Raw genomic sequence first — 18,391 nt, 5'->3', positions numbered from 1 at the left:
GGAAAAGCCAAAAAAGTTTGCAAATTTGCAGGATTAAATAAATTCTTAAGAATCTACTATGCAAGAGTTATGGAATCAAAAGCCGAGAAAAAAGAATTAAAAGCAGCATAAGACTTTGAAAACACTAAAAAACAAGCCGATTGATTACCCTCGGCTTGTTTGCCATGCACTAATTTAATTATTCAAATAATAAAAAATAACCTGAAATTAATTTCAGGTTAAGCTTGACTTTTGTTAGCAGGTTTTATTGAACATAATCATGAGTAATCCTGAGTTAATCGTGTAGAAAAAACTAAATAATGCCTTAAATTAGATAAATTAATCGTGTGATATGTTTCACACGATTTTTTAATAAAAAGTTTCAAGAATTATTTGACATAGGTTAAACCTATGTTATAATTATTTATGTAAGGAGGACGCTTCTTATAAAGAGTTATAACTCAAAGGAACTGATAAAGCTTGCTAAAAAGCAAGGTTTTAGGCTTGACAGGATTAATGGAAGTCATTATATTTTTGTTAATGATAAAACAAAGGCAGAAGTGGCTATACCACATCCTAAAGGTAGCTTTGGAATAGGTATTCAGAGGAATATCTTGAAAAAACTGGGGCTTTTATATCCCCTCAGTTCCTAAAAAAGGAGGGTTTTTATGGATAAGAATTTAGTAACTTATGGTGCTATTTTTACCAAAGAAGACGACGATAGATTTTCAATAGAAATACCAGATGTAGATGGAGCTTTTACTTGTGCTGATTCAATTACAGAGGGAGTAAATAATTGTCAGGAGGTAATTGGTGTGTGTTTATATAATAAAGAAGAATATCCTGTTGCTTCTGAAATAAATCCCAAAAGTCTAAATGACAATCAATTTTTAATATATATAAATGTTTATTTACCTTATCAGTTTTCTAAGACTAAAGAAGTGTATAAGAATAAAATGTTGACTGTACCTGTTTGGCTAGAGGCTTTGGGAAAGGAAAAAAACATTAATTTTTCTAGAGTGCTCCAAGAGGCTTTAAAGAAAGAATTAAAAATTAAATAATATTAGATAAACTGAGATTAATAATTATGAGTGGACCTTTGAATTAGATTCTGAGTCATTAGATTGGTTAAAGTTTAAAGATTAATAATATAATTAGCAACTATTAAGAAAACTTAAATAGTTGCTTTTTTATTGGTCAAAGTGGGAAGTGCTACAAGTTATATTTTGCACAAAGGGGTGGGACAAATAACTTGAAAGTTAGTCAACTGTAAAATGGCGATTAGTAACTATTGCGTAAATAGGAGGTAAATTATGTTAAGTAAAGAAAAGTTGTTAGAAATGGGAATTGCTGAGGATCTTGCAGATAAGATTTTGGAAGATGTAAACAAAGATTATGTACCTGGTTATAGATATAAGGAAGTAAAGGATAGTTTGGAAAGTCTTAATAGTGAAATCTCTAAGAGAGACAAGCAAATAGATGGTTTAAAGAAACTTAGTGGAAATAAGGAAGAACTTGAAGCTGAGATTAATAGTTTAAAGGAAGCTAACAAGAAAGCTAAGGAAGAAACTGAAGAAAATTTAAAAGCTATAAGAAAAGACAATGCTATTACTGAGTATCTTTATAATCAAAGGGTCAATAATGTCGGTGTCTTAAAGAAGTTACTCAATAATCAAGATATCAAATATGAAGATGAAAAGCTTATTGGTATTGATGAACAAATGAAAGCTTTAAGGGAAGATAATTCTTTAAAATCTTTATTTGCTAATAATGATTTTAGAGGTGCAAACCCAAATACTGCTGGAGATAACAGGGAAAAGCCAAAGGGACTTTTTGATGCTGTTATTAAGAGAGAAGACCAAGAAGAAAAATTTAATCCATGGGGATAATAGGAGGTAAATAATGTTAGGAAAGAATATTGCTTATGATGGTAAAAATAGTGTTTTAGCTTTTGCTGATCCTTATGTGGCTGTAACTGTTACTTTAAAAAAGGGAAGTGGCCAAGATGTAAGTGGAAGAAATATTGTTAAAGCAGGAAGTGTTTATCCAAAAAATGATGCCACTGCTAAGGGAATTATTCCCTTTGATATTGATGTAACTGATGGAGATATGGAAGTACCTCTTCTTATTGAAGGTTATGTTTATAAGGACAAGCTTCCTGAAGCAATAAGTGCTGAAGCAAAATTAACTGAAATTAAATTAGTGTAAGGGGGGAAATATAAATGCCAGAACAATTAACTAATGCTATTTTAAGCTTAAAGGAAGGGAATTTAGATTTAAGAGAGTACGCAAGAACAAAACTTGAGGGAGATAATATTGGGAATTTATTATTTCCTAATATAAAGACAGATGATTTAAAAATTGAATATATTATTGGTGGAAATAAACTTCCTGTTACTGCTGAAGTTTATGCACCAGACACTAATACAAAGCTATCAGGAAGAAATGGATTTGCTAAAAATATTTTAGATATGCTTTTAGTTAAGGATTCTAAGTTCATTTCAGAAGATGAGATTGTTAAACTTCAAAATCCAAGAACTCCTGCAGAGGAACAAGCTGTATTAAATAAAATTTTTAATGATGTTGATTTAACTATTGATTCTGTTTACAAGAGAATTAATATGATGAGATTTGAAATCTTACAAACAGGAAAACTCACTCTTGATGAAAATGGTGTTAAGGGTGTTATTGATTATCATATGCCGGAAGCTCATCAAGAAAATTTAAAGACTTCTGCAAGATGGTCAGAAGCTACTGCTGATCCTGTAAATAATCTTGACACTTGGGTAGATAAGATTGTTGAAGATACTGGAGTAAATCCTAGTAGAATGTTAATGGATAAGGCGACTTCAAGACTTCTTTTAAATTCTGAAGCAGTAAGAAAGGCTATTTTTGGGGTTAATTCTTCTATTATTCCAAGCATGCAAAACTTAAATGACTTTTTAAGTCAAAGAGATTTACCTACAATTGCTGTTTGCAATGAAAAATATAGACTTGCAGATGGAAGCCTACTTCCTCTAGTTAAAGCAGATACTGTAATTCTTATGCCTGAAACTAAGCTAGGAAATACTTATTTTGGTTTAACTGCTGAAGAAGTTGAACTTCCACAAGTGTCTAATATTGATGTTAGAAATAAGGACTTCATAACTTCTGTTATTTATAGAAGAATAGATCCGGTAGCAAGAATTACTAAATCTGTTGCAAGGGCAATTCCATCTTTTGAAGCTTGCAATGAAGTTTTTGTTGCTAAAGTAAAATGATTAGCCTTGATAATGTAAATAAAATTATTAAAGAGTTGGGTGGGGATGAAATTGATGCCCAGCTTTTTAATTTTATTCATGATGAGCTTTTAGATACTTTAAGATGGGCTTGCTACAGGGAATACTTCCCAGAAGATGCTAATAGGTTTATTGAATATTTTATAGCGATAAAAGGAATTCTGAATAAAATAGAAACTGATGACTTAAAAAATATTAAAGAACCTATTGAAGGAAGAAAAAGAGTTGCTAAGTCAATTTCTATTGAAAATACTAGGGTTGAATTTGACAGTAGAAGTGATGAAGAAATAAGAGATGCTAAAATTTTAAGTTATAAAAATAGGTTAAATGATTTATTTGATTCAAGACTTGAAGTTTTTTGTAGCAGGTATAGGTGCTTAAAATGGTAATTGATTATGATTCCTATGGAGAAAGTCTATCACTTTTATATGAAGATAGGGTAAGTGCAATTTGCATTGAAACTTATGAAGATGAAAAAACTAAAGTAACAAGGAGAAGAAAGGTTACTGTTGTAAAAGATGAACCTTGTAGACTTAGCTTTAACGCATCTTCTCACAGTGATGATTTTATTGGACATAGTGAAGTGGAGAGAAAAGATATTTTGATAACGGGACCTCATGTGGATATTCCAAAAGGTTCTGATGTTATTGTAACAAGATGTGATGGAAGTGTATATCACTATAGGTTTTCTGATATTCCTTCAATTCATCTTTCCCACAGAAGATATGTCCTTGAAAAGGTTGATGTTTCATGAAAATAGATACTAAAGATTTAAAAGGATATAGAAATAATCTAGGCAAATTTAAGAGGGTAGCTGATGAAATTTTCATGGAGGCTACTTATGAGGCTGCCACAAGAGTATTCCAAGCCACTGTAAAGAACACGCCAGTTGATACTGGTTTTCTTAGGGAGTCATGGAATATTGATGATGTTAAGAAAAAGGGAAGTGTCTATGAAATTGAAATATCTAATGATGTAGAATATGCAGCTTATGTTGAGTACGGTCACAGGATTGTTAGCGGTGGGGATACTTTGGGCTGGAAAGATGGAGTTTTTATGCTTACAATTGCTGAAAAAAATTTAGAGAAAGTTATGGATAAGATCTTTCAAAGAAAGTTTGAAAAGAGGTTTAAAGAGATATGGTAGTTATTTTGCAAGCTGTAATTAATAGACTTAAAGAGATTTTTCCTGATATAAGAATTGAAATTGATAGACAAAAGCAAGGGGTTAAAGCTCCTTGTTTTTTTATTAATATTCTTAGAACTGAGCTTATTAGGCAGTTTGATGATAGATTTTTTCTAAATAACACTGTAAATATTAATTATTTAAGATGTGATGAAGATGATTTATTTAGATTAGAGGAAATTAGGTTCACACTTCTTACAGGAATGGAGCAGGTAAGGCTTAATAATATAGGAGTTACTTGCCAAAATCTCGAGACAAAAATTATTGATGGTGACCTTGTAATGACTTTTGATTTAAATGTTTGGATGGAAAAAGTTAAGATACCTGATCCACTTATGAGAAGACTTAAACAGGAGGGTTTAATTAAAAATGGATAAAAAGACTGATGCTCCTACATTTACTAAGGAGCAATTTTTAAATGCTAAAGATCCGATAGGTAATGTTGATGCTCTTTATGCAATTTTAGAAGATGGTAAGGAATATACAAAGGAAGAAGCTTTAAAGATTTATGAAGATTTTATGAATAGGGAGGTTAAATAATGGCTTATGGTGGTGGTACTTGGAATCCTCCAGTACAAAATAAAGTGCTTTCTGGAACTTATATTTGCTTTTCTTCAAAGGCAAGACCTTCTAATATTTTTGGTGAAAGAGGTTTTGTTGCTTGTGGTTTAAATTTAAGTTTTGGTTTAGAAGGAGAGATTATAACTGTTGAACCTTCAGATTTACAAAGAGAATCTCTTGAGTTATTTGGCCTTGAATATACAGATAAAGAGTTATTGCCTTTAAGAGAACTTTTAGCCCATGCTAAGACTGCCTACATTTATAGATTAAATGGTGGAGGAGAAAAGGCTAAGGCAAATGTTGAATCTCTTACAATAACTGCGAAACATTCAGGTACTAAAGGTAATGAATTTGTTGTTATTATTGCAAATAATGTTGATGAAGAAGAAAAGTTTGATGTTACTTTAAAAATTGGAACTCTAAAAGTTTATGAAAAAGTTGCAGTTAAGGGCATAGAGGATTTATCAGATTGTCCTTATGTTGAGTTTAAAGGAGCTTTGACTAAAACTCTTGGTGCAAATTTAAGTGGTGGAACTAATGGAGAAGAAACTACAAAGGCACACACTGACTTCTTGGAAAAACTTGAAAAGAAATATATTAATGTGGTTGCCTATGCAGGAACTGATGAAGCCATAAAGAGAATGTATAAGTCCTATGTTGAGAGAAGAGTTAATCTTGAAGGGGCATATTTCCAAGCTTCTTTATATAATTTTGATGCCAATAGTGAACTTGTTATTAATGTAGCATCTAAGGCAAAAGAAAATGAAGCTGGTCTTGTTTATTGGGTAGCTGGTGCTGAAGCAGGTTGTGAGATAAATAGGACTGTTGGAAATGACATTTACGATGGCGAATATACAATTGACCTAAATACGAAACAAAGGAATCTTATTTCTGCAATTAGAAAGGGTCAGTTTGTTTTCCATGAAGTTGATAACAAAGCAAGAGTGCTGTCTGATATCAATTCCTTTACTGATTTTAGTGTTAAAAAGAATGAGGACTTTTCAAAAAATCAAATTATAAGAGTGCTTCATCAAGTTGGAAATGATGTTTCAACTATTTTTAATACTAGATACCTTGATAAGGAACAAAACAACGAAATGGGAAGAAATATTCTCTGGAATGACATTTACAATCACGCTCTTAAGCTTCAAGGACTGGGTGCTATTACTAATTTAGAACCTGAAGATATAAAGGTTGAACTTGGAGATGTTAAGGATGCTGTTTACTGCAAATATTTAATTAATCCAGTTATGGCAATGGCAAAACTTTATATGCACGTGATTGTGGAATAGGAGGTTAAAGAATGGATAAATTTTTAGAACGCGGCGACTTAATCAATGGTAGATTTGGGGAAGCTGTTGTTGTAATTGATGGCAATAGAGAATCAATGTTTTATCTAAAAAATATTACTGCGAAGATTGATATTGATAGAGAAACTATTCCAAGACTTGGAACTCCTGTTGATTTAAGTGTTGGGGGAAGTGCTAAGGGAACTTTCACGGCTACTATGTATGCACACACTAAGGCTTTTAGGGAAGTTCTAACTAAATATATGAAGACAAGAAAGGAAACATCTTTTGACATCTTCTTAACTCAAAATGATCCTAATTTTGAGGGTGGAGAAGACAGGCTTATTTTAAAGAGATGTTATTTAGATGGTGGTGAAATTTTTAAATTAGATATTGAAAACTCCCATTTGGAACAAGAAATCGAAGGAACTTTTGAGGATATTGAGGAGAGATAAAATGGAGAAAAATTTAAATTACTTTATGCCTGAAGTGGCAAAGGGAAAAAGAGAAAATTTTGAAATAGTAGTATCAGATAGATTTGTTGATGAAGATGGGAATCCAGTAGCTTGGACTTTTAGACTTCTAAGTGCTAAGGAAATTGACGATTTAAAAAATGCTGCAATAGTTAAGAAAAACAAGAGTCTTTTAAAGGTAGATACTAAGAAACTTATTGTTGACACTATCTCAGAAACTATAATCTATCCTAATTTAAAAAGTGAAGAATTACAAAATGCCTATGGTGCAATGAATATTTCTGAACTTTTAGACAAGATGCTTGAAGGACGAGAATATGAAAGATTTACTGATAAGCTTATGAAAGCACAAGGATTTATGGATGATCCTGATGTAATTATAGGCGATGCAAAAAACTAATAAAGAGCGAGCCACTTTTAAGGTTCGCTCATAATTTATTTTGGGAAAGTAAGGGCAATATAAAAATTGAGGATTTTCTTGCCATGGATAGTGGACTTCAAGCTATATATATGGCAAGTTTTTTATTTAGAAATGAAGAATTAGAAAATGCTAGAAAGAAGGTGAAGAAGTGAGTTTACAAACTACAATTTCAATGATTAATAATGTAAGTCCTATTCTTACAAATGTTATTGAGTCAATGAATATGGTTATTTCAGCAGCCTATAAGTTAAATGATTCAACAGAAAATATGATTGATACATCTTCTCTTGATGCTTCTTTAAGTTCTCTAAGAAACGCTCAAGCTGAACTTGCAAATATGGAAAGTTTTACAAGTAACCTTGAAAATGAACATAGCAATTACAATAAGACAGTTAGCGAAAGTGAGAGTCTTTTAAGTGGTATTAAAGGTAAAGTTATAGGGATTGTTGGAGCTTATGCAGGTCTTCAAAGTATAAAAGCTTTTGTTGGTCTTTCTGATGAACTCACAAGTATTAACTCAAGGCTTTCTTTTATGCTTGGAGAAGGAGAAAAACTTTTTTACGTTCAGTCAAGGATTGCACAGGCTGCAAAAAATTCAAGAACCAATTATAAAAATATGGCTGATTCTATTGCAAAGCTTACAATGCTTGCTGGTGATGCCTTTAGTGGTCTTGAAGAAGCAACTAAGTTTAGTGAGATTTTAAATAAAAACTTTAAAGTTGGAGGTGCATCGGCTGAAGAACAAGCTGCTGCAATGTATCAATTAACACAGGCAATGGCTTCTGGAAGGCTACAAGGTGATGAATTTGTATCAATAAGAGAAAATGCTCCTCTACTTGCACAAGCAATAGCAAAGACCATGGGTGTATCTATGGGAGAACTAAAAGAGCTTTCGAGTGATGGTAAAATCACAGCTGATGTTATTAAAAGAGCTATGTTTGAGAGTGCGGATGATATTGAGAAAAGATTTAAGAAAATTCCTAAATCTTTTTCGGATTTAAAGACTGAACTCACAAATACATTGATTTTAGGCTTACAGGGACCAATGAAAAAGTTTAACAGTTTTATAAATACAGATTCCTTTCAAAGGTTTTTTAATAGTCTTACAAATGGAATTACGGTATTTTCTCACTTTCTTGGTATTGGTCTTGATATTGGAATAAATGGATTTAATTTATTGGCAAATTCTATTAATATTATTGGGCCACCTCTTATGGGTTTATTAACCATATTTGGGATCTATAAAACAGCTCTTGCAATTAATAATGGTTTAGCCTTTATTTCTTCCACTGCTCACTTCTTAATGGCAAGGGCAGTTAGTTTATATGCAATAGCTACTGGTAAGGCAACAGCTATTCAAGGTGGATTTAATGCTGCACTTTTAGCAAGTCCCTTATTTTGGATTCCTGCAATTATCATAGGAATTATTGGGCTTATTTATGGAATTGTTGGAGCAATTAATAAGGTAACAGGAGCTACCTATAGTGCAACAGGCTTAATTGTTGGTTCAGTCCTTTGGGCTGGAGCAACAATTTTAAATATTGCCATAGGTATTATTAACGGTTTAATTCAGCTTATTTATGCAAGTTTCGCAAATATTTTTATTTCAATAATAGAATGGGTTTTAAATGTGGCTAAGGGTGGATTTGATTCCTTTGGTGATGCAGTTAGGAATTTAATTGGAAATATTATTTCTTGGTTTTTAGATTTAGGTAAAGTTGTAACTAAGATAATTGATGCAATTTTTGGAACTGACTGGACTAGTGGTCTTGTAGGCTTACAAAATAAGGTTCTTAGCTGGGGGAAAAATGAGGATGCTATTACTCTTGATAGACAAGGTTATGAAATAAAAAGAATTGAAGGTAAAGAATTGTTTAACAAAGGATACAAGTGGGGATTAGATAAGGTAAAAAGTATAGCTGGACAAAAGAAACTTGAAAATAATCTTGAATCTAAAGATTTTTTAAATACTGATGCTATGACTGGCCCTCTTGATGAAATTGCAGAGAATACAAAATCCATGAATGACAAAATGAAAGATAGTGAATGGGATAATAATAATTTATCTGCTTTAAAGGGCCTTATGGAAACTAGGGCTATAAGCGAATTATCTAAGGGGGTAAAACTTGAGGTATATAATCAGTTTACTGGAGATATAAAGAGTGATGTTGATGCAGAAAAAATTATTGATGAAGCAAATAAAAAGTTATTAAAAGATCTTATTCTGAATATAAATGGAGGTTGATTATGAGTAAAAAACCCTATCAACTATATATTGATGGAATGGAAATTCCTATAACTCCTTCAAAAATAAAGAACAAAATAAGCGGACAAAATGATTTTTATGATTTAGTAAATGGAGAAACTTATACAGTTCTAAGAAAGAGTAAGTTACAGGAATATTCTTTTTCTTTTTATGCTTTTTCAGAAGAACATGATGGTGTCGATTTATACACTCCTCAACAAGAGATTATAAAAAAGCTAGAGGAGTTAAAGAAAGAAAAGAAAATCTTTGAGTTTGTTATCTTAAGAATTACATCAGATCCTAATCTTAGAAATTCTATTTGTAAGTATATGACCCTTGAAGATTATAGTATTGATGAAGATAGTAAGATTGGAACTAACATATTAATTGATTTGACTTTAAAAGAATATCAGCCCTTAAAGACTATTAAGTTAAAAGACACTGGATCGAGCACAGATAAAAGGCAGGTCAATAAGATTGTAAAGACAGCTATTGCAGCAGCTCCTTTAACTGTTCCAGTAGTAGCAAAGGCATTTTTTAATCCAAAAACCATTTATAATATGGCAAAGAGGTTTAAGAAATGAAGCAGAAAGAAAAGATTTATCAAATATTTATTGCCAATAATGGAAAAATTTACCAACCTGTAATCAAAGGAAAAGTCACCATTAAGTGGGAAAGAGGATTTAGGGCTGGTATTTTAGAATTTGATGTTGTAAAAGATGAGATTATTGATTATCAAGAGGGGAATCCTGTTAGCTTTAGTATTGATGGTAAAACTGTCTTTAAGGGATATGTTTTTAAGAAGACTAGGGATAAAAGACAAGTTATTTCCACTGTTTGTTATGACCAAATAAGGTATTTGAAATCAAGAGACACCTATCAATACTCCTCTAAGTCTATGAGTGACTTATTAAAACAAATTTGTAGTGATAGAAATTTACAAGTTGGAGAAATTGAAGATACTTCATATAAAATTCCTAAAAGGCTTGAGAAAAATCAAGAGTATTTAAATATGGTTAAGGTTGCAAATGATATAACCCTATCTCAAACTGGGAAGATTTATACACTTTTTGACGATTGTGGAAAAATTTCTTTAAAATCTGCTGATAAGATGATTGTAAATTGTCCCATTAGCTATGACAATATTGTAGATTTTTCTTATGAAACAAGCATTGATGATGGAACTTATAACAGAGTTGTTGTTTATTTAACTGATGATGAGGGAAGACTTATTAAAAAAGTTGTAAAGCAAGATGAGAAAAACATTGCTAAGTGGGGAGTGCTTGAATACACTCTCACAACAAACAATGCAGAAGATATTGAAAATAAGGCCTCACAAATTCTGGAAGTTTTAAATAGAAAATACAGAAGTCTTACAATAAAAGAAGCTATAGGAGATATTAGAGTTCGTGCCGGGTCTGTTATTCCTGTGGAGATGATGGCTATTGGAGATATAAATATTAATTCCTATATGCTAGTTGAAAAAGTCACTCATACTTTTTTTGATGATGCACATTTTATGGATTTGGAAGTCATGAATAAGGACATTCAAAAAATTGGAGATGTTGATGGTATTATTAGGGACAAGGAAAGACAAAATAAGAATTCTAATGTAAGTGATTCTTATGATGTTGGAGGGGCTGTAAGAAAATCTAATAAGCTCGATGGTTCAACTGAATTACAAGTAAGAGATTTACCTAAGGCTAGCAATAGGAAGATGCAGACAATTATAAATAAGGCTGAAAGTATGATAGGAACAAGATCTTATAAAGGAAGATGCCAAGGCTTTGTTAGGGTTTGCTACGAATCAGCTGGAATACATGGTAGTGCAGGAAGTGCAAAGACCGCTGGTAATAAGTGGATTGTAAGTTCAAGTAGGGACAATATTCCTGTTGGTGCAACTGTTTATTTTAACAGTCCTTATTCACCACAGTTTGGACATGTAGGGATTTATGCCGGCAACGGAATGATGATTGATGCAACTGATACTACTGTTAAGAAACATAAAATCGGTGGTTGGTGGAAACACTATAGAGGCTGGGGATATCAAGGAGGTGTAGTTCCTAAGTAATGAATGATGAGATTTTAGATTTAAGAGGTGCCATTGATGAAATAGTTAATCAGAATTTAGGAAGAAGAATGAGCTCTGAGATTGTTTATTGCAAGCTGATTTCTCTTAATCCTCTTGATTTTATTCCTGAAAATGATGACAAAGTACACATCAAAGAAGAATTTTTAGTTGTCCCTAAGTATAGGCCCTTTACTAAAAAAGATTTAGGTAAGAAGTTTGTTCTCATTTCTAACGATGGGGGACAGACTTATTTTTATTTGTATGAAGCATCAGAACCACAAGGAACCAATGGAATCCCTTATCACTTTGAAGGGGCTCATGAGTTTATAAAGGGTGAAATGAAATGCACCTTACACGGAACTTGCCCTCATGGTGATGTTATAGTTACTCATGGAAGTGTAGAGTCATACAAGGGAATAATTAAAGATGAGATGCACAAAAATCACATTAATGATTAGAGGTGATTAAATGATACCGGAGTTTAACAATGAATATGAGTATGGTGATGAAATTGAAATAATTCCGCAACCTTCTTTTACTCATAAGATGTGGATGGAAGAAGAGAGAGTCAAAAATTATATTTATGATGATTTAGAAGCTATTAGGCAGATGATTTATAAATGTATTAATACCGAAAGAGGAATTTATCCTATTTATCCAAGTTTTGGAGTTAAGAAGGAAGATTTATTCGGAAAGAGGAAGGAATATGCTTATATAGTTTTAACTAGAAGAATTACTGATGCCTTGATGTTAGATGACAGAATTGAAGATGTTTTTGATTTTTCTTATGTAAGTGAATGGAGTAAGGCAGATAATCTTGGAATGAAATTTAAGGTTAAAACTATTTTTGATGAAAAAACAATTGATATAGAAGAGGTGATAAGAATTGGCTAGGGGAATTTATGAGCCTATTTTTGATGAAAATACTTTTGAAAATGTCCTTGAGAGAAATTTAGATAGAATTTCAGATGAGTTCGACAAGAGGGAAGGCTCTGTTATTTATGATGCTATTGCACCAATAGCTATTGAAATTTCTCTTTTATATTCTTACTTGGATTTTCTTTTTAAAAATGCTTTTGGAGATACTGCTAATAGGTATTGGCTTATTGAAAGAGCAAAGGAAAGAGGGATTGAACCATATAATGCTACTAAAGCTGTTATTATTGGTAGGTTTGATGCAAAACTTAATATTGGAGATAGATTTTTTATAGATGATATTTATTACACAGTTTCTAAACTTCAAAAAGAAGAAAAGGGAATGTTTTTTTATGAGCTTATTTGTAATGAAAAAGGAAGAGTTGGAAACTTAAAAGGTGGTAAATTAACTCCGACAAGGACCATAAGAAATCTTAATTTAGCTGAAATATATAAACTAGCTATACTTGGAGAAGATGAAGAAGGCACAGAAGATTTTAGACAAAGGTATTTTGAAACTATTAAATCAATTGCTTATGGTGGGAATATTGATGACTATAGGAAAAAGGTAAAGGCTATTGACGGGGTAGGTCTTGTAAAAGTTATTCCTGTTTGGAATGGTGGAGGGACAGTAAAATTAATAATTACTGATTCAGAATTTAAAGAGCCAACATCAGAACTTATATCAAAAGTTCAAGAAATTATAGACCCTATACCTTTTCACCAAAAGGGAGTGGGAGTTGCTCCTATAGGTCATTATGTAACTGTAGTTGGTGCAAAGTTAAAGAAAATAAATATAACTTGTGAAATTTTAAAATCTAGAAATTCAAATTTAGAAGAAATAAAAAGAGAGGTTAAAAGTAATATAGAGGAATATTTTAAGGGTCAAAGGGAAAAATGGGGGACCTATGAGAAAGTCGATTCTAATATTTATATTGAAAATGATATTAGATTAGCAAAAATAACTAGCATAGTTTTAAATGTGGCTGATGTTATTGACTATGAAACAATTAAGTTTACAGACACAGATAAAAAAATATTTGAGCTTTCTGAAGATGAACTACCTGTTTTAGGTGATGTAATTGTTACAGAGGTTAGAAATGAATAAGAAATTTAATGTTGATGTAAATAATGTTAATCTCCACGAGTTTGAAGATGTGATTTCTATAAATCGAGATGTGGATATAGGTAAGCACCTGCCACAGGATATTATTGGGAAAGGTGCTGAATTTACTAATATAAGAATTAGAGAAAACATTGAACTTTCTAATCTTTGGGCTAAACTTAATTTTTTAATGGAAAATTTATATATAGGCTCAGCTGGAAAACTTGGACTAAGTGCTTATAAAAAGTTAATTGATGACGAAAATATAAAGGGTGACCTGGAAGAACAGAGAAAAAAGATTTTTGCTATTTGGAATATGAATAGGATTTGGACTCATAGGACCTTTAAAGGATGGCTAGATTTATACTTAGGCGAAGATAAATATAAACTAAGCCTTGATTATGACAAATATGGAATTGAGATAAATGTATTTTGTGATGGTGAGATTCACTTTGATGTAGGTGATTTGCAGAAAAAAGTTAGAGAAATAATTCCTGCTAACTTAACTCAATTTATAAGAGTGAGATTGATTAGGGACCAAACCATCTTCTATGGTATGTACGGACAAAAAGCTAAGCATTATAAGGTCTTACCTAATAAGGTTGAGGATAAGGAATTTGACAACCTTGTCTACATGGGAATGGCGACTTATCACAAGAAGATTAAGAGGGTGGCTATTATGCCAGAGGTTTGGACTCTTAACCAAAATGATATGTTCTTAGAAGTTGAGGACGGAAGTGGGGTGCGTATGAAGTATGACTGATAAGATTAATGATATAAATAAGGTTTTTAAGGGCAAGAAACTCCTTGCTTATGATGAGACTACTGGGAAATTTGCAATAGTTTCTCCTCATATTTTTACGAGTACAGTCTACACAGAAGAGGGAGTGCCACTTGATGAGTATTTATCCTTTAAACCTCAAGAGGTTTTAGACAAACTTGAAAGTATCTTAAAAGGTGCTCCTAAAGAGTATGACACTTTTAGGGAGATCGCAGCTGAACTTAACACAAATAAAGATAGTATAACAGAGATTTTAAGGGCAATTTCTAACCGGGTTAAAATGCCCGAGGGTGGAAAAGCAGGTCAGGTTTTAAAACTCAATGCTGACGGGCAAGTTGTTTTTGATGATGACAAGGACACAGTCTATACCCACCCAGAAACTCACAAGGCAGGGATAATTGAAACTGACCAAAGCCATAGATTTGTAACAGATAAAGAAAAAGAAGCTTGGGATAAAAAACTAGATGATGATAGCGACTTAAAGGCTAACTCCATAACCCTTAATAATCAAAAAAAGCTATTAAAGGATATCCTAAATCAGCTTATAAAAGATACTGATGACCTTGAGGGTCTTATAGGGTCTGCCAACGGGATAGCAAGTCTTGATGGCAACAGAAAAGTACCAGTAAGTCAATTACCTGATGAGGCTTTAAAGGACACCACTTATGACTTATCCAGTTTTTTAACTGCTAAAGATTTAGAGGGATATAAAAAAGCTGACGGAACGACAGTTGGCGAACTTAAGGCAGAGGGTAGAGTTGACGCAAATACCATAAGAAAAGAATGGCTTTTTGCTTACTATAACTCATCTAATACACCAGATAGTCAAAAAGGTTGGTATATCAACACCATGAACTTTGGGCGATACATTTTCCAAATTGCGTATGATGCTATGCATAGAAACACCATCTACTTTAGGTCAGGTGCAAATTATACAAACTCAAATAAACATGATTGGTCTGCATGGCAACCTATACTTACAGGAATTCATTTAGGCAATTTAGCAAGTAAAGAAGACCTTGAAGCAAAAGAAAGCACTATCCACAAGGGAGCGGTCAACGGATATGCTGCACTCGATGGTAGTGGGAAAGTCCCCGAGGCACAATTACCAGAAAAGGCTATAAAGGTCTATGACCTTACACCTTATGCAAAGAGTGAGGATATACAAAAGACCTATGCGACTAAGCAAGAGGTAAGTGCAGGGAAACTTGACTACACCGCAGAAAACACTGCAAACAGGGGCAAGGCGAATGGTTATGCCTCACTTGGTGGAGATGGAAAAGTACCTGCCGACCAGTTGCCAAGCTATGTTGATGATGTCTTAGAGTTTGCAAGCAAAACCAATTTTCCAAGCACGGGAGAAAAGGGAAAAATCTATGTTGACTTATCCACAGAAAATATTTACAGGTGGTCTGGAAGTGCTTATACGGAAATATCTCCAAGTCTAATCACCCAAGCCGACATCAAAAAGCTACAAGGGATTGAAGAAGGGGCAGAGAAAAACAACGTAACCCAAGAGATGATAGATGGCTGGAATAAAAAAATAAGCGAAAGCGATGTTGCAAATGTAAAACTCGAACCAGGAACTGGAGGGTCAAAATGGAGTAAAAACTCAACAAGGGAACTCATATTTTGGATATCTGACTTGATACAAAGAACAGAAGAACTTAGAGATGAGTTGAAGAAAAAGCCTGATGTTGTTGAGATGAGCCTTACAGAATACAACAATTTGACAACTAAAAAACCCAATACCATATATGCTATTGACTAGGTGATTATATGAGTTTATGGGAAAAGAAAGCCATAATAATAAATGGCAAACAAAAAAACAAGTTATTTTATGGGGATAAGTTAGTTTGGTCTAAAATGAGGACTGATTTTTCAAAAGATTTTAAAAATCTTAAAGAAAATGAAGATTTTGAGGGTCCGTATGACCAAAGCAAAAATGCTTTTAGGGTGTAGAAAGGAGAAAAAATGCAAAGAGGAAGATTTTATTTAACCGAAAAAGGACGAGACCTCTTGGCTTACTGCCAAACAGGTGAGCCTTTAAATTTTACAAGGGCAGCGATTGGAACTGGAAAGATTGAAAGTACCGCAGCCCTTTTTGTTATGGATAAACTCGTTGAGGAAGTCCAAGAAGTTGATATCAGAGGAATTAAGGCTAACGGCGACGGAACAAGCACGATTAGCCTTGCAATAACTAATCACGAAACAAAAAAAGGCTTTTTGATGTCCGAGGTTGGTCTATTTGCCCAAGACCCAAGGAAGGGAGAAATCTTATACGGGGTGGCTTATTATGACGACCACGCAGACTATATACCAGTACATGACCAAGAGATGGTGGAAATATCTATGGATATAATCGTGGTGGTTGCAAATGTAGATACGATAAACATTAATATTGATAGGTCAATGATTTGTGCAAGCCAACTTGACCTTATGGACTTAGCAGGTAAGGGCAGAACTAATCAAACCGTAAAAGGTAATTGGGACTTAATCCAGGACTTGGCTTTAAGACTTGCGTCTATGGGAACATCTATAAAAACTGATAGTAGATACAATAATTTCAAGGTCGATTTAAAACGCTTAGACGGTGCTGAAGAGTTTGAGGGTATTTACGACCCACAAATGGCTAGATTTGTGATATAGAAAGGAGTGAGATTATGACAGTTTATAGATGGGGTAGGTATACGGTAAGTCAGAAAACCTATGATCTAGGATATAAAGTAGTCAAAATAGATGAATTTGAACCACCAAAGTGGGGTGACTATGCTCTAACAGATGAACGTACTACTGCTAGATTTGAGGGTTCTGGATTTGTTACCTCTTGGGAATATTATGGGGAAAAATCGGATTATTTTAATGGTGATGATATGGGGCGAACAAACTACTTTTATATAAAAGGTTCCAGTTTTTCATCCAATATGCGTGTAACTTATGAAGCATTACTCGACCCAGAGAGTAATTGGGCGGCAGCACATAGTTTACCAGGTTTTATGATTCAATCCCCAGGTAAATATAAGTATTCAGTTTCCGGCAAAGGAATTGTAACGGTTTATGAAGCTTCTCATGATTCTGTGACAAGTCCTTCAAAAGGCTCAAAAATTGATACAGTAACATCCTCTAACCGTAACGCTTACCCAAATAGCGGAGAACAAGGTGGATATTGGTATGTTTACGAGGGAATTGAAAATCAAGAGCCTACTATTTCAGGCAAAGATGAGGACTTAGGCGGTTTTAAAGCACCTTTTAAAAAGGTATTTAGTGTAGATGACCCAGATGCTAATGAGACTTTAAATGTTGTTGTTAAACTCAACTCTGCGACAATTAGGACAATCAATAATGCCACAAAAGGCGAGTCTTATGAGATTGATATTGACAAGACAAAATTTGATGACTTAGAACTAAATAAGACTAACACTATTGAAATTACAGTTACTGACGCCAACGGGGCAAGTGCCATAAGAAGATACACCTTTAAAAAGGTCAATTCAAACCCAGTTGTTACAGTTACCAACTCCAATTTAGGAGAACAGAATAAACCTTTTAATTTTAGCTTTAAGGCTAATGACCCTGATGGAGATGATATTACAGTTAAGGTCTATGTTGACGATGTACAAGTACAGGACCTTGGAAAAGTTACACCCGACCAATCCAAGACAGTTAGCATTGGAAAGCTTGACTATGCAAAATTAAAAAATGGTGAACATAGAATTAAGATAGAGGCAACTGACTCCTTTGGGGCAAAGGGAACAGGCTATATTACTTTTACTAAAAAAATCGATTATTGTTGGTATAGACTAACTAAAGAGGTAGATGCTCAGCCATCAGCGGTGGTGGTTAATCCCCTAGCTGAGTTGGCAAAAGGGGCTAAGATGACTGTTAAAGTATCACTTAACGCAAAGGATACTAATCCAACTTGGGAAGTATTGCCAGATGATTTTATAGGTCAAAAGTATAATTTTAAGACCAAAACAAAGACTGCTGATAAGTGGTGCATAGGAGTAGACATTAGGATAGACAGAGCCAACACACCAGAAGGTATGGCATCATACTTTTACGGCTTTGTTGGAGCTTATATGTAAGGA

General features: G+C 33.2%; 24 protein-coding genes. All 24 read left to right on the top strand.

Going from position 1 to position 18,391, the window contains the following annotated elements:
• Positions 1–395: 395 nt before the first annotated feature.
• Complete coding sequence (locus tag F594_RS09550; protein ID WP_322785903.1) at positions 396–632, top strand: type II toxin-antitoxin system HicA family toxin; 237 nt, start codon at positions 396–398, stop codon at positions 630–632.
• Positions 633–647: 15 nt separating this feature from the next.
• Entirely contained in the window at positions 648–1,040 is a 393-nt protein-coding gene (locus F594_RS0107470; RefSeq protein ID WP_019035115.1) for a type II toxin-antitoxin system HicB family antitoxin, read from the top strand.
• A 252-nt stretch (positions 1,041–1,292) separates the two neighbouring features.
• The gene (locus tag F594_RS0107465; protein ID WP_019035114.1) at positions 1,293–1,868 is read left to right on the top strand and encodes a phage scaffolding protein; all 576 of its coding nucleotides are present in this window, start codon (positions 1,293–1,295) and stop codon (positions 1,866–1,868) included.
• Positions 1,869–1,881: 13 nt separating this feature from the next.
• Positions 1,882–2,187, top strand: coding sequence for a hypothetical protein (locus tag F594_RS0107460; RefSeq protein ID WP_019035113.1), 306 nt, complete (start codon positions 1,882–1,884; stop codon positions 2,185–2,187).
• Positions 2,188–2,201: 14 nt separating this feature from the next.
• On the top strand, positions 2,202–3,239 hold the full coding sequence (locus F594_RS0107455; RefSeq protein WP_019035112.1) for a major capsid protein: 1,038 nt from the start codon (positions 2,202–2,204) through the stop codon (positions 3,237–3,239).
• Positions 3,236–3,646: a hypothetical protein gene (locus F594_RS0107450; RefSeq protein ID WP_019035111.1), complete on the top strand. Its 411-nt coding sequence runs from the start codon at positions 3,236–3,238 to the stop codon at positions 3,644–3,646. Before F594_RS0107455 ends, F594_RS0107450 begins: the two co-directional genes overlap by 4 nt.
• On the top strand, positions 3,640–4,011 hold the full coding sequence (locus F594_RS0107445; protein ID WP_019035110.1) for a hypothetical protein: 372 nt from the start codon (positions 3,640–3,642) through the stop codon (positions 4,009–4,011). Before F594_RS0107450 ends, F594_RS0107445 begins: the two co-directional genes overlap by 7 nt.
• On the top strand, positions 4,008–4,403 hold the full coding sequence (locus tag F594_RS0107440) for an HK97 gp10 family phage protein (protein ID WP_019035109.1): 396 nt from the start codon (positions 4,008–4,010) through the stop codon (positions 4,401–4,403). The genes F594_RS0107445 and F594_RS0107440 overlap by 4 nt, the downstream gene beginning before the upstream one ends.
• A complete protein-coding gene (locus F594_RS0107435; RefSeq protein ID WP_019035108.1) occupies positions 4,397–4,819 on the top strand; it encodes a phage tail terminator family protein in 423 nt (140 codons plus the stop codon). The genes F594_RS0107440 and F594_RS0107435 overlap by 7 nt, the downstream gene beginning before the upstream one ends.
• On the top strand, positions 4,812–4,982 hold the full coding sequence (locus F594_RS09755) for a hypothetical protein (protein ID WP_019035107.1): 171 nt from the start codon (positions 4,812–4,814) through the stop codon (positions 4,980–4,982). Before F594_RS0107435 ends, F594_RS09755 begins: the two co-directional genes overlap by 8 nt.
• Positions 4,982–6,295, top strand: coding sequence for a phage tail sheath C-terminal domain-containing protein (locus tag F594_RS0107425; RefSeq protein ID WP_019035106.1), 1,314 nt, complete (start codon positions 4,982–4,984; stop codon positions 6,293–6,295). The genes F594_RS09755 and F594_RS0107425 overlap by 1 nt, the downstream gene beginning before the upstream one ends.
• A gap of 11 nt (positions 6,296–6,306) precedes the next feature.
• On the top strand, positions 6,307–6,747 hold the full coding sequence (locus F594_RS0107420; protein WP_010242819.1) for a phage tail tube protein: 441 nt from the start codon (positions 6,307–6,309) through the stop codon (positions 6,745–6,747).
• A gap of 1 nt (position 6,748) precedes the next feature.
• Positions 6,749–7,165: a phage tail assembly chaperone gene (locus F594_RS0107415; RefSeq protein ID WP_019035105.1), complete on the top strand. Its 417-nt coding sequence runs from the start codon at positions 6,749–6,751 to the stop codon at positions 7,163–7,165.
• Between the two features lie 169 nt (positions 7,166–7,334).
• Complete coding sequence (locus F594_RS0107405; RefSeq protein ID WP_019035103.1) at positions 7,335–9,431, top strand: tape measure protein; 2,097 nt, start codon at positions 7,335–7,337, stop codon at positions 9,429–9,431.
• Between the two features lie 2 nt (positions 9,432–9,433).
• Positions 9,434–10,015, top strand: coding sequence for a hypothetical protein (locus tag F594_RS0107400; protein ID WP_019035102.1), 582 nt, complete (start codon positions 9,434–9,436; stop codon positions 10,013–10,015).
• Entirely contained in the window at positions 10,012–11,502 is a 1,491-nt protein-coding gene (locus F594_RS0107395) for an XkdQ/YqbQ family protein (RefSeq protein ID WP_019035101.1), read from the top strand. Before F594_RS0107400 ends, F594_RS0107395 begins: the two co-directional genes overlap by 4 nt.
• Positions 11,502–11,960, top strand: coding sequence for a hypothetical protein (locus F594_RS0107390; RefSeq protein ID WP_019035100.1), 459 nt, complete (start codon positions 11,502–11,504; stop codon positions 11,958–11,960). The genes F594_RS0107395 and F594_RS0107390 overlap by 1 nt, the downstream gene beginning before the upstream one ends.
• Before the next feature lie 10 nt (positions 11,961–11,970).
• The gene (locus tag F594_RS0107385) at positions 11,971–12,396 is read left to right on the top strand and encodes a DUF2634 domain-containing protein (RefSeq protein WP_019035099.1); all 426 of its coding nucleotides are present in this window, start codon (positions 11,971–11,973) and stop codon (positions 12,394–12,396) included.
• Positions 12,389–13,525, top strand: a complete 1,137-nt coding sequence (locus F594_RS0107380) for a baseplate J/gp47 family protein (RefSeq protein WP_019035098.1) — start codon at positions 12,389–12,391, stop codon at positions 13,523–13,525. The genes F594_RS0107385 and F594_RS0107380 overlap by 8 nt, the downstream gene beginning before the upstream one ends.
• Positions 13,518–14,285 carry a hypothetical protein gene (locus F594_RS0107375; protein ID WP_019035097.1) on the top strand — a complete coding sequence of 256 codons (768 nt, stop codon included), beginning with the start codon at positions 13,518–13,520 and terminating at the stop codon, positions 14,283–14,285. The genes F594_RS0107380 and F594_RS0107375 overlap by 8 nt, the downstream gene beginning before the upstream one ends.
• Positions 14,278–16,074, top strand: a complete 1,797-nt coding sequence (locus F594_RS0107370) for a pyocin knob domain-containing protein (protein WP_019035096.1) — start codon at positions 14,278–14,280, stop codon at positions 16,072–16,074. The genes F594_RS0107375 and F594_RS0107370 overlap by 8 nt, the downstream gene beginning before the upstream one ends.
• An 8-nt stretch (positions 16,075–16,082) precedes the next feature.
• Positions 16,083–16,265: a hypothetical protein gene (locus tag F594_RS0107365; RefSeq protein WP_019035095.1), complete on the top strand. Its 183-nt coding sequence runs from the start codon at positions 16,083–16,085 to the stop codon at positions 16,263–16,265.
• A 12-nt stretch (positions 16,266–16,277) separates the two neighbouring features.
• A complete protein-coding gene (locus F594_RS0107360) occupies positions 16,278–16,952 on the top strand; it encodes a phage tail-collar fiber domain-containing protein (protein WP_019035094.1) in 675 nt (224 codons plus the stop codon).
• A gap of 14 nt (positions 16,953–16,966) precedes the next feature.
• Positions 16,967–18,388, top strand: a complete 1,422-nt coding sequence (locus F594_RS0107355; RefSeq protein WP_019035093.1) for a hypothetical protein — start codon at positions 16,967–16,969, stop codon at positions 18,386–18,388.
• Positions 18,389–18,391: the final 3 nt, after the last annotated feature.

The sequence above is a fragment of the Peptoniphilus lacrimalis DSM 7455 genome (assembly GCF_000378725.1).
Taxonomy (GTDB): Bacteria; Bacillota; Clostridia; order Tissierellales; family Peptoniphilaceae; genus Peptoniphilus_A; species Peptoniphilus_A lacrimalis.
The sequence above is the reverse complement of the archived record's forward strand: the minus strand, read 5'-3'. Positions and strand labels throughout refer to the sequence as shown.